The organism is Serratia sp. KH_031, from assembly GCF_057839655.1.
This window is the reverse complement of the sequence record NZ_CM174496.1, coordinates 3888134-3899186: the sequence shown is the minus strand read 5'-3', so window position 1 is coordinate 3899186 and position 11053 is coordinate 3888134. Positions and strand designations below refer to the sequence as shown.

Genomic DNA, 11053 nt, shown 5'->3' with positions numbered 1-11053 from the left:
CAAATAACCATTTATATAAAGTGGTTACTAATGATATTGCGGGCCGATAATTTCGTCGCAAGGTGTCGATGGGAGAGCCATCAGAGCTGGGAATGCCGCATCAATTAGACCAAACGCCTTCTTCAATCGTTTTAATACTTCATGTTGACTCATATCGGGTTTTGTTTTGGCATTCTGTTTCATTTTATTCCTCGTGGGATAATGTTGGGTTTATTCAGAATTAAGAACATACGGCGCTGTAACCAGCGAGTGAGCGCTGAATAATTGGCTTCCAGACTTAAACCGTACTCGTCGTGGCGAAATGGAAAATACTCAACATAATAATTCGTGAGTTTTTTGTTACGTGGATCGAGCAGTCGTAGTTTTTTACCGCCGACGGCAGACATGAATAAATAGGCGGCTAATACCGTATAGAGACTCATCTTACGGCTTAGAGGGTGAAAAAGATCATGACATACAAAGTTTTGCAGCATATCGATCTGCAATAACTGAGTTTGAGCCTCGTAGTAGCACAGTACCAAACCCGAAGGAGGTTGATAGCGGCCGGGCAATGCTTGGTTTAGTTTCAAGCAAAGTTCAAAACGTTGCGGATCATGCAGATAACGCTCAGTGAACTGATCCCAACGCAGTTGTTGATTGCCGTAACCCCGTTTAACCACTTCAAGATCAGCTTGGCTGATGACTAATGCATCTAAAGGGATTTGGTGCTGATCGAACAGTAATTGCAGCGTATCACGCGTTAACTGTGCCGCTTGTTGTGTATCCAGCATAGGAGCCTCCTTTCAACGTAATAAGTTGGCAAGATGCTAAGGCGATACGCAATAGGAATAAATAATTTTATTTAAATCAGTGAATTAAAATGGCTACTTTGCGTAGCCACTCGAAAATTATTGTAACCGTTAAGTCTGTTTCAATCGTGACGTAGGAAGCTGTCCGCATCTTGCCAAGCCGGGAAAGTACTGCGATAACTTTGCAGATTTTCCAACGATAACTCGGCATCTAGCCGAGCGGCTTGGTGCGGTTCTACCGAGGCCAACGTTTCCCCTTGTGGACTGATAACCAGACTGTCACCGCTGTACTTCAGGTTATTACCATCTTCACCGACACGGTTGCAGCCCGCCACATACACTTGGTTTTCAATGGCTCGCGCGGTTAGCAGCGTTTGCCAGTGATGGCGGCGTGCCTCTGGCCAGTTAGCGACGTACAACGCCAGATCGTAATCCTGCTGGTAGCGTGACCACACCGGGAAACGCAGGTCGTAACAGATTTGCGGCAGGATGCGCCAACCGCGCCATTCGAAAATCTCACGACGTGTACCCGCTTGATAATGCAGATGTTCACCCGCCATACGGAATAGATGGCGTTTATCGTAAGCGTGTACTTTCCCACTGGGTTCAACCAACAAGAAACGATTGATAGCGCCTTTATCGGTTCTGAGTGCCACACTTCCACCGACTAACGCATTGTTTTTATTAGCCCAACTGTGCAGCCAATCGATCACTTGTTGCTCCGGTAACGTGCTTTCACCCGCATCCATAGCAAACCCGGTGGTAAACATCTCTGGCAACACGATCAGATCGCGGCCTGTCACGGTCGGGAGCAGGTTATCGAACTGATGCAGGTTTTCTTGCCCGTCGCGCCAGACTAAAGGTTGTTGCAACAGGGTAATTTTTAAAGTCGACATAACCGCTCCGTAGCCGTATCCAGCGTGGCATCCTGTTTAGCGAAGCACAGCCGGATCAATTTATGAGGAAAAGGATCGGCACAGAAGACGGAAAGCGGGATCGCCGCCACGCCTGCGTGCTCGGTTAACCAATGACAGAAGGCGACATCATCCAAATCGGAAATCGCGCTGTAATCCGCCAATAAGAAGTATGTACCCTCGCACGGTAATATTTCCAGCCGACTGGGGGTTAATGCCTGTACAAAACGATCGCGTTTGGCACGGTAAAACGCCGGCAATTGCTGCCAGTGTTGAGGTTCGTTGCGTAGGATATCGGCGATGGCCAACTGCGCCGGGGTATTGACGGAGAATGTCAGATATTGGTGAACCTTGCGTATTTCTGCACTGATCGCCGCAGGGGCGACGCAATAGCCGACTTTCCAACCAGTCATATGGAAGGTCTTACCAAAAGAAGACACGGCAATGGAACGTTGACGTAACTGTGGATGTGCCAGCACGCTGGTGTGGCCGCCTTTGGCAAAACAGATATGCTCGTAAACTTCATCACTCAGCACATAGATTTCACGTTCTGCAATGGCTCGCCAGAGCTGTTGCAACTCCTCAGCCTGCCACGCGCTGGCAGAAGGGTTATGCGGTGTATTGACGATCACTAATCGGGTGCGGGGTGATAACAGCTCGCTAAATTGTTGCCAATCAACCTGGAATGTCGGTGGTTGCAGAGCGATCCGTTTCAAAATCCCACCAGAAAGCGTCACCGCAGGAGCGTAGCTGTCGTAGCTGGGATCAAAACAGATTACTTCATCACCGGGGTGTACCAATGCACTGATTGCGGCGAATAAAGCTTCTGTGGCACCCGCGGTGATGGTCACTTCGCTATTGGCATCAGGTTGCCAGCCGTACAATTGTGCAGTTTTCTCGGCGATCGCTTCACGCAACGGCGCAACGCCGGTCATGGGGGCATATTGGTTGGCGCCTTGGCTAACATGCCATGCCAACTGTTGTTGTAGATAATCCGGGCCGTCGAAATCAGGGAAACCTTGCGACAGGTTGATTGCTTGATGCTGCTGTGCCAATGCACTCATCTGGGTAAAGATAGTGGTGCCGAGGTTGGGTAACTTACTGTCTGGGATCAGTGCTGATGTGCTCATAACCGGTGGATACTCCGTAGTACTTATGTTGCTGAAAATATAACACGATGTTAAGATTTTCGGCAATCAAGACGTTTGGATGGCTAAATGATGGGAAATTTGCAACTCAATGCACTGTTGGCAACTTGCCACTGGATCGGTGAAAAAGGCTGGTGTCCCGCCACTGGCGGCAATATGTCATTGCGTTTGGATGGTGAACGTTGCTTAGTCACGGAGTCAGGTAAGGATAAAGGCAGTTTGACCGAACAGGATTTATTGCTGGTGGATATTGCTAACAATCATGTGCCAAGCGGACGTACACCATCGGCGGAAACTGGGTTGCATACCCTGATTTATCGTATGTATCCGCAAGTGGGGGCGATTCTACATACCCATTCGGTCAACGCCACGGTGCTGTCGCGAGTGGAAAAAAGTGATGCGTTGGTATTGCAGGAATACGAGATGCAAAAGTCACTCAGCGGACAAAAAAGCCATCTCGATAGCGTCAGCATCCCGATTTTTGCTAACAATCAGGATATCCCTGCATTGGCCGCGCGCGTAGCGGTTCACGCAGAGACCCATTCACTACCTTATGGCTTTTTGGTTCGCGGACATGGTTTGTACTGCTGGGGCAACCAAGTGGTGGAAGCGCGACGTCATCTCGAAGGGCTGGAGTTCTTGTTCCAGTGTGAATTACAACGCCGTTTACTGGAGGCAAAATGATCCGCGCCGTTGTGACCGATATTGAAGGTACCACCAGCGATATTCGCTTTGTTCATCAAGTATTATTTCCTTATGCGCGTGAGCGGTTGACGCAGTTTATTGATGAACATGCCAATGAACCCGAGGTGGCCACTGCGTTGACGTCTTTACGCGGTGAGATAGAACAACCGCAAGCGGACATGGCCACTCTTAGCACCGTGCTGCACCGTTTTATGGATGAAGATCGTAAATCCACCGCATTAAAAGCGCTGCAAGGCATGATTTGGCGCAATGGTTATTTGAACGGCGATTTTTGCGGCCATCTTTATCCTGAAGTGGCGGGGCAATTGGCTGCGTGGCAGCAACAAGGGCTGAAACTCTACGTCTATTCTTCTGGCTCGGTGGCGGCGCAAAAACTGCTGTTTGGTTACAGCGACGCCGGGGATTTACAGCCGCTGTTCAATGGTTATTTTGATACCCATGTCGGTGCTAAGCGTGAAGTGGCGTCTTATCACAATATCGCCCGAGAGGTCGGTTTGCCTGCGGATGAATTGCTGTTTTTGTCCGACATTCATCAGGAACTGGACGCTGCTCGCGAAGCGGGATGGCGCACTTGCCAATTAATTCGTGATGATGCCGGTAACCAAAGCCAGCATCCGCAGGTAAGTCGTTTCGATCAGATTGATTTAAAGGAGTTTGCCCAATGAGTGGATTGACGATTTTCAGCGATCAAGATGCGCAGCAGCCACTGTGGAAAAGTCAGGATGCGGTGGAGATCAAGCAACAGCTTGCGCTGATTGGTGTGCGTTTTGAACGCTGGCAGGCGGATCGTGCATTAGGTGATAATCCACAGTCGGAAACCGTGATCGCCGCCTATCAACATGAGATCGACCGCTTAGTGGCGGAAAAAGGCTATCAGAGTTGGGATGTGATTAGCATGCGCCCAGACAACGCCCAGCGTGCGGTACTGCGTGAGAAGTTTCTGTCTGAACATACCCACGGTGAAGACGAAGTGCGTTTCTTTGTTGAAGGTAGCGGGCTGTTTTGCTTGCACTTAGACGGGAAGATTTACCAGATCCTGTGCGAGAAAAACGATCTGATTTCCGTCCCTGCTAACACTCGCCATTGGTTTGATATGGGCTCAGCACCTAATTTCACCGCCATCCGGGTCTTTGATAACCCGGAAGGTTGGGTGGCACAATTTACTGGCGATAAGATTGCCGATGCTTATCCACGATTGGCCTGATCGAATGGGTGTTGGAAGATGCCGTTTTTCACCTGCTCTGGGGTGATGATCCCGCTATCCAACACCCAACCGCTAATTAGCTCGGCAGGAGTGACATCAAAAGCCGGGTTATAGACTGAAGCCTCTACCGGCGCCCACTGGCAGCTACCGAAACTTCCCGCTACGCCGGTAACTTCTGCCGCCGCTCGCTGTTCGATGGGGATTGCCGCGCCATTGGGGCAATGCGGATCGTGAGTGGTGTGCGGTGCCGCCACATAAAAAGGAATTCGGTGGTAATGGGCTAATACCGCCAGACTGTAGGTGCCGATTTTATTGGCGATATCGCCGTTGGCGGCAATACGATCGGCTCCGACCCAAATGGCGTCGACTTTTCCTTGAGCCATTAAACTGGCTGCCATCGAATCACAAATCAGTTGGTAAGGAATGCCCAATTCGCCCAGTTCCCAGGCGGTTAGACGCCCACCTTGTAGCAATGGTCGCGTTTCATCGACCCAAACTTGCTCAACGTTGCCTTGTTGATGTGCGCGCAACAATACGCCAATGGCGGTACCAACCCCGGCGGTTGCTAATCCACCGGTATTACAGTGAGTTAGTAGACGGCTCCCCGGTTTAACCAGCGTAGCTCCATGATCGGCAATGCGATCGCACAGCGCACGGTCTTCCTCTATCAAACGCAAGGCTTCTGCCACCATGGCAGGAACCCATTCCGCCTGTGCCAAGGCCAACTTCATACGATCTAAATTATTCATCAGGTTCACTGCCGTTGGGCGCGCTGCACGCAGAGTATTGAGTGCCTGTTGCAGTTCTTCACGTGATAACCCGCGCTCAGCCAATAATGCCAGTAATAGACTGGCAGACAGACCAATCAGTGGCGCACCGCGCACGCGTAGGGTGTGTATGTGCGCAACCAACTCTTCAACGCTGTCGCAAGGACACCACCGTTTTTCCTGCGGCAAGGCTTGTTGATCGAGGATCCAGAGTCGGTTGTCCTGCAAGTTTAAGCTGGTGGTGTTAATCGATTGCATTAGCAGTTAAATCCTTGTTGCGTTGTTATTGCATCTGTAACGCTATTCTGCCAACATGAATCATGGATGTATAGACGTCTAAACGCTTTAACATCTAAAAATTTAATGTGAGTGCTAGAGATTTTAGAGGGGTTGGGATGTCGCTTTATCATACGTTTACGGCTGCTGATGCTGTCGAATATGCCCGTCAATATGGACAATTGGCTGATCCGCAGGCGCTGGTCAGTGCCGATGAAATTGGTGATGGCAACCTGAATCTCGTATTCAAGATCCGCGATAACCAAGGGGTTAGCCGAGTGATCGTCAAACAGGCGTTGCCTTATGTGCGCTGTGTTGGCGAATCTTGGCCATTGACGCTGGATCGTGCACGTATTGAAGCGGAAACCTTGCTGGAACACGGCAAATTGTGTCCACGACATACGGTGAAGATCCTGCATCACGATCCTGAATTGGCGGTGATGGTGCAGGAAGATCTTTCCGACCATCAAATTTGGCGTCATGAGTTGATCGCTGGCAATTATTATCCCTTGGCTGCTGGGCAGTTGGCCGAATATCTGGCGCAAACGCTGTTCCACACTTCAGATTTTCATCAATCGCCGCAGCAAAAGAAAGCGCAGGTAGGGAAATTTACTAACCCAGAACTGTGCCAGATCACTGAAGATTTGTTCTTTACTGACCCTTATATCGAGCACGAGCGCAATCAGTTTGATGAGGCATTACTGCAGCAGGTACATGAGCTGCGTGAAGATGCGGTGCTGAAACTGGCGGTGGCGAAGTTGAAGCACCACTTCCTGACCAAAGCCGAAGCCTTATTGCATGGCGATATTCATAGTGGTTCGATTTTTGTTGCTGCGGGTAAGTTGAAAACCATCGATGCAGAGTTTGGTTTCTACGGTCCAATAGGATTTGATATTGGTACCGCGATGGGTAATTTGTTGTTGAATTACTGTGGATTGCCGGGGTTATTCGGCCCGCGAGATGCTGCTGCCGGGCGCGAACAACGCTTGCAAGACGTGCGTGAACTTTGGCTGATCTTTGCCGATCGCTTTTTGGCGTTATGCCATCAACACAGCCGCGATGTTGCTCTTGCTACGCCGGGTTATGCCGAGCAGTTCTTGCAGCAGGTCTGGGCTGATGCAGTGGGGTTCTGCGGCACTGAACTGATCCGTCGAACTATTGGTCTGGCGCATGTCGCCGATCTGGACAGCATTACCGATGTCGGGATGCGCCTTGAGTGCCAGCGCCATGCGCTGAGCTTGGGACGAGCACTGATCGTCAACACACCGCAAATCGAACACATCGATGCGTTGTTGGCGCGTATCCGCCAGCATGGGTAAAGAAGGGTGCCCAGAGATCGCTACCCAACACCCAACGGCGATCCTTTGCCGTTGGGGTAAGTTGCCTTATCTTCTAGATTCGTAAGCCAGAACGACCGCAAACTCTGTGCAATCCCCGATAGATTTCAAGTTGCAGGTAGGCGGCAACTGAGCGAATCCCCATGAGCTTGGTTCACCAAGTGATTGGGGTGAACGAAGGCAGCCAACACCCCTGCGGCTTGAAAGATGAAGGGGAACCACGTTTTAACCGTAACTCACACAGCGAACCTCTAGTAATTAACATAAACATTAACAACGTTATGCAGAGAACCAATAGGCTCAGTAGTATCCATTTTTGCGGCATTTTTGACCTCCTTTTCTATTGCCTTGCGGCAGTGAAGAGGCTACCTTACTACTGTTCTGGTAGTGAAGGTGGCCTCGGGTTGATGTAAATCGAACCGGGGCCTTTTTCATTTCTATCCCTCACATTTTCATGCCCGGGACAAAAAGATCCAGGGCACCCACGCGCACTCTAATCGAATGTTTTACCGCTGAAACCCATCACTTCTCCAACCATGGAAACGCCTCGCAATTTTTCTGTCCGCGTTGCAAAAAGAAAGGGGCAACTTGCGTCGCCCCTCGGAAATTAACTCTGTTTTTAGTGTTATGCGGCTTCAGTATGCCGCTGCGTTGGTGTAGCTGACTTTTCCGATTTATTGGCTGCCAATGCGTCTGGTTCGAAGTCATCAACGTTGATAGAACGAAGACGGCTTTCTTCCGCTTTGATCAGGATCTTCGCTTCATCGGCGCTGATCTTGCCTTCATCCAGAGCGCGTTTTGCCAGACGGTCCAAACGAGTAAATGGCAGGTTTTTACCACTTTCTTTGCTCAGGCGTTCGTGGATTGGCTCGGCGGCGATAATATCGGCCAGCGCCGCTTCCAGCAGACCATAAGGATTATGCTCACTAGGTGTCAGGTACTGACCACGGCCTAAACGGCTGCGGGTAGCGGACGGTTGTTGCAGGATCTTCGCGACTTGATGATCCAGACGATCGGAAGGTGCGTTATGCACACGACCAAACGGGAAGACGACAAACCGCATTGCGCCGGCGATAAAACGGTTCGGGAAGTTACGCAACAAATCATCCAGCGCTTGTTCTGCTTGATGCAGGCTGTCTTGCACACCCCAATGTACCAGCGGCAGATCTTCTTTTTGACGGCCTTCATCTTCAAAGCGCTTCAAAGTGGCAGAGGCCAGATACATTTGGCTCAGGATGTCCCCTAAGCGGGCAGAGATCCGCTCGCGACGCTTCAGGCTACCGCCCAGCACGCCCATAGAAACATCTGACAGTAGCGCTAAGTTAGCACTCAAGCGATTCAGCTGCTGATAGTAACGGCGAGTCGCATCTTTGGTTGGTGTACTGCTGGTGCGGCCATTAGTCAGACCGAGCCAGAAGCTACGCACTTTGCTGCTACCTACGTGGCCCAAGTGGCTAAACAGGGCTTTATCAAAAGCGGCCAAATTGTTGTTTTGCGCTGCACCCATTTCCTCCAGTACGTAAGGATGGCAACGGATCGCACCTTGACCAAAGATCATCATGGTACGAGTCAGAATGTTGGCACCTTCTACCGTGACGGCGATTGGTGCGCCCTGATAGGCTCTTGCCAAGAAGTTAGACTCACCAAGCATGATGCCTTTACCACCGGCAATATCCATGGCATCGACGATCGACTGCTGGGCTCTGTGGGTACAGTGGTATTTCACGATGGCAGACAGCACCGCAGGTTTTTCACCTTGAACCAAGGCGTAGGTGATCAGCGAAGCGGCAGCATCCATCACATAGGTATTACCTGCGATGCGCGCCAATGGCTCTTCGATACCTTCCATCTTGCCGATAGAGACTTTGAACTGACGGCGGATATGGGCATAAGCCCCGGTCGCCAGCGCAACCGCTTTCAAGCTGCCGGTAGAGTTGGAAGGCAAGGTGATGCCACGGCCAACCGACAGACATTCAACCAGCATCCGCCAACCTTGACCGGCCATTTTTGGCCCGCCAATGATGTAGTCGATTGGAACGAAGACGTCTGTCCCACGGGTTGGGCCGTTCTGGAATGGAATGTTCAGTGGGAAGTGACGGTTGCCGATTTCCACTCCCGGTGTGCTGGTTGGGATCAACGCACAGGTAATGCCGGGGGATTCGTTATCACTCAACAGGTGATTTGGGTCGTACAGTTTGAACGCCAAACCCAATACGGTCGCGACCGGTGCCAGTGTGATGTAACGTTTGTTCCAGGTCAGGCGCATGCCGAGAACCTGCTTACCTTGCCATTCGCCCATGCAAACGGTGCCGACGTCTGGGATGGCACCTGCATCGGAACCCGCTTCTGGGCTGGTCAGTGCGAAACAAGGGATCTCGTCGCCACGTGCTAAACCGGGCAAATAGTGATCTTTTTGCTCATCGGTACCGTAGTGTTGCAGCAATTCGCCTGGACCGAGGGAGTTAGGTACACCGACGGTAATCGCCAGAATACCGGAAACACCTGCCAGTTTTTGCAATACCAACGCCTGAGCATAAGGAGAGAACTCCAAACCGCCGTATTCTTTCTTGATGATCATGGCGAAAAAGCGGTGTTCTTTCAGATACGCCCACAGTTCTGGCGGCAGATCGGCCAGTTCATGCGTTATCTGGAAATCATTTGCCATGCGGCAAGCTTCTTCCACTGGGCCGGCAATAAACGCTTGTTCTTCAGCGCTTAACTGTGGTTTTGGATAATTGTGCAGTTTGTTCCAGTCTGGCTGCCCACGGAACAAATCGCCTTCCCACCAAGTTGTCCCCGCCTCGATTGCTTCTTTTTCAGTGGTGGATATCGGCGGCATTACTTTGCGAAAAGCGCGTAAAGCCGGTGCGGACAGCAGGGAACGGCGCATGGAAGTCAGGTTCAACGGCAACAGGATGATGGCCAGCGGCAGCAACACCCAATAACTCCACAAACCGATAGCGCCCATTGCCGCGGTGAAGGCCAAGAGCAGCAGACTGCTTAGGGCGAGGTTCACGCGGTGATAGAACACCACGCTAATAAGCGCCAGTAAAACAACAATACTAAGAACCATCATAATGAAGCTCCGAAGTCGTAAGAGGTCTGACCTGTTGATGTATGTATTGGTTTTAGTCTATGTCGATCTTTTTATCAATGCATTTACATCTTAATTACAACTCAAGTCACAAACTGGTAGCATCAATAATCAAAACCTGAACGTATCCTTAAGCTGCCTGATGTTGTATTCACAGGGCTTCTCGGTTTTTCTGCAATCCGTTACACTGCGGAGCGGAAGATTGACGATAACAAGAGGTTCCTCATGTACCACGATCTGATTCGTAGTGAATTAAATGAAGCGGCAGATACCCTAGCAAACTTCATTAAAGACGATGCCAATATTGATGCCATCCAGCGCGCCGCGGTATTGCTGGCCGATTCTTTTAAAGCCGGCGGCAAAGTGATTTCTTGCGGTAACGGTGGTTCTCATTGTGATGCGATGCATTTCGCCGAAGAGCTGACTGGCCGCTACCGTGAAAACCGTCCGGGTTATCCGGCGATTGCGATTTCTGACGTTAGTCACCTGTCTTGCGTCAGTAACGATTTTGGCTACGACTATGTATTCTCTCGTTATGTGGAGGCGGTCGGTAGTAAAGGTGACGTGTTGCTGGGGATTTCAACCTCTGGCAATTCCGGCAACGTGATCAAGGCGATTGAAGCGGCTCGTGCTAAAGGGATGAAAGTGATCACTCTGACTGGCAAGGATGGCGGCAAAATGGCCGGTTCTGCCGATGTGGAAATCCGTGTACCGCACTTTGGTTATGCCGATCGTATTCAGGAAATCCATATAAAAGCGATTCACATCTTGATTCAGTTGATCGAAAAAGAGATGGTAAAGTAAATGTTAAAACTCCCAC

At 50.6% G+C, this 11053-nt stretch carries 12 protein-coding genes; 5 read left to right on the top strand and 7 right to left on the bottom strand.

The features are described from left to right. Positions 1-27: 27 nt before the first annotated feature. The 4 genes from AC3ISQ_RS17530 to AC3ISQ_RS17515 all read right to left on the bottom strand — a co-directional run bounded on the left by AC3ISQ_RS17530 (position 28) and on the right by AC3ISQ_RS17515 (position 2832). The gene (locus AC3ISQ_RS17530; protein ID WP_489348565.1) at positions 28-183 is read right to left on the bottom strand and encodes a hypothetical protein; all 156 of its coding nucleotides are present in this window, start codon (positions 181-183) and stop codon (positions 28-30) included. Next, the gene (locus AC3ISQ_RS17525) at positions 180-770 is read right to left on the bottom strand and encodes a hypothetical protein (protein WP_489348563.1); all 591 of its coding nucleotides are present in this window, start codon (positions 768-770) and stop codon (positions 180-182) included. Before AC3ISQ_RS17525 ends, AC3ISQ_RS17530 begins: the two co-directional genes overlap by 4 nt. A 140-nt stretch (positions 771-910) precedes the next feature. Beyond that, positions 911-1684: an amidohydrolase gene (locus AC3ISQ_RS17520; protein WP_489348561.1), complete on the bottom strand. Its 774-nt coding sequence runs from the start codon at positions 1682-1684 to the stop codon at positions 911-913. Further along, positions 1672-2832 carry a pyridoxal phosphate-dependent aminotransferase gene (locus tag AC3ISQ_RS17515; RefSeq protein WP_489348560.1) on the bottom strand — a complete coding sequence of 387 codons (1161 nt, stop codon included), beginning with the start codon at positions 2830-2832 and terminating at the stop codon, positions 1672-1674. Before AC3ISQ_RS17515 ends, AC3ISQ_RS17520 begins: the two co-directional genes overlap by 13 nt. A gap of 87 nt (positions 2833-2919) precedes the next feature. Here AC3ISQ_RS17515 and AC3ISQ_RS17510 point away from each other — a divergent pair, with 87 nt between their 5' ends. From AC3ISQ_RS17510 to AC3ISQ_RS17500, 3 genes are read left to right on the top strand one after another with little or no spacing between them, the layout of a single operon-like run. Then, complete coding sequence (locus tag AC3ISQ_RS17510) at positions 2920-3534, top strand: methylthioribulose 1-phosphate dehydratase (protein ID WP_489348558.1); 615 nt, start codon at positions 2920-2922, stop codon at positions 3532-3534. Continuing rightward, complete coding sequence (gene mtnC / locus AC3ISQ_RS17505; protein WP_489348557.1) at positions 3531-4220, top strand: acireductone synthase; 690 nt, start codon at positions 3531-3533, stop codon at positions 4218-4220. Before AC3ISQ_RS17510 ends, mtnC begins: the two co-directional genes overlap by 4 nt. Further along, positions 4217-4759, top strand: coding sequence for a 1,2-dihydroxy-3-keto-5-methylthiopentene dioxygenase (locus AC3ISQ_RS17500; protein WP_489348555.1), 543 nt, complete (start codon positions 4217-4219; stop codon positions 4757-4759). Before mtnC ends, AC3ISQ_RS17500 begins: the two co-directional genes overlap by 4 nt. Here the strand turns inward: AC3ISQ_RS17500 and mtnA are convergent. Next, positions 4741-5784, bottom strand: coding sequence for an S-methyl-5-thioribose-1-phosphate isomerase (gene mtnA / locus AC3ISQ_RS17495; RefSeq protein WP_489348554.1), 1044 nt, complete (start codon positions 5782-5784; stop codon positions 4741-4743). The two genes, AC3ISQ_RS17500 and mtnA, sit on opposite strands and share 19 nt — an antisense overlap. A 137-nt stretch (positions 5785-5921) precedes the next feature. Between mtnA and mtnK the strand changes: the two genes are divergently transcribed. Further along, entirely contained in the window at positions 5922-7121 is a 1200-nt protein-coding gene (gene mtnK, locus AC3ISQ_RS17490) for an S-methyl-5-thioribose kinase (RefSeq protein WP_489348553.1), read from the top strand. Positions 7122-7293: 172 nt separating this feature from the next. Here mtnK and AC3ISQ_RS17485 read toward each other — a convergent pair whose 3' ends face one another. Both AC3ISQ_RS17485 and fadE read right to left on the bottom strand, forming a co-directional pair. Further along, positions 7294-7404: a hypothetical protein gene (locus tag AC3ISQ_RS17485; protein WP_489353359.1), complete on the bottom strand. Its 111-nt coding sequence runs from the start codon at positions 7402-7404 to the stop codon at positions 7294-7296. Between the two features lie 360 nt (positions 7405-7764). After that, the gene (gene fadE, locus AC3ISQ_RS17480; protein WP_489348552.1) at positions 7765-10215 is read right to left on the bottom strand and encodes an acyl-CoA dehydrogenase FadE; all 2451 of its coding nucleotides are present in this window, start codon (positions 10213-10215) and stop codon (positions 7765-7767) included. A gap of 243 nt (positions 10216-10458) precedes the next feature. Here fadE and lpcA point away from each other — a divergent pair, with 243 nt between their 5' ends. Then, on the top strand, positions 10459-11037 hold the full coding sequence (gene lpcA, locus AC3ISQ_RS17475) for a D-sedoheptulose 7-phosphate isomerase (protein WP_489348550.1): 579 nt from the start codon (positions 10459-10461) through the stop codon (positions 11035-11037). The last annotated feature ends 16 nt before the right edge of the window (positions 11038-11053 follow it).

Coding starts and splice junctions, on each gene's coding strand:
- AC3ISQ_RS17515 (WP_489348560.1), bottom strand. CDS start 2,832: ATGAGCACATCAGCACTGATCCCAGACAGTAAGTTACCCAACCTCGGC.
- AC3ISQ_RS17525 (WP_489348563.1), bottom strand. CDS start 770: ATGCTGGATACACAACAAGCGGCACAGTTAACGCGTGATACGCTGCAA.
- fadE (WP_489348552.1), bottom strand. CDS start 10,215: ATGATGGTTCTTAGTATTGTTGTTTTACTGGCGCTTATTAGCGTGGTG.
- lpcA (WP_489348550.1), top strand. CDS start 10,459: ATGTACCACGATCTGATTCGTAGTGAATTAAATGAAGCGGCAGATACC.
- mtnK (WP_489348553.1), top strand. CDS start 5,922: ATGTCGCTTTATCATACGTTTACGGCTGCTGATGCTGTCGAATATGCC.
- AC3ISQ_RS17510 (WP_489348558.1), top strand. CDS start 2,920: ATGATGGGAAATTTGCAACTCAATGCACTGTTGGCAACTTGCCACTGG.
- AC3ISQ_RS17520 (WP_489348561.1), bottom strand. CDS start 1,684: ATGTCGACTTTAAAAATTACCCTGTTGCAACAACCTTTAGTCTGGCGC.
- mtnC (WP_489348557.1), top strand. CDS start 3,531: ATGATCCGCGCCGTTGTGACCGATATTGAAGGTACCACCAGCGATATT.
- AC3ISQ_RS17530 (WP_489348565.1), bottom strand. CDS start 183: ATGAAACAGAATGCCAAAACAAAACCCGATATGAGTCAACATGAAGTA.
- mtnA (WP_489348554.1), bottom strand. CDS start 5,784: ATGCAATCGATTAACACCACCAGCTTAAACTTGCAGGACAACCGACTC.
- AC3ISQ_RS17500 (WP_489348555.1), top strand. CDS start 4,217: ATGAGTGGATTGACGATTTTCAGCGATCAAGATGCGCAGCAGCCACTG.
- AC3ISQ_RS17485 (WP_489353359.1), bottom strand. CDS start 7,404: ATGTTAATTACTAGAGGTTCGCTGTGTGAGTTACGGTTAAAACGTGGT.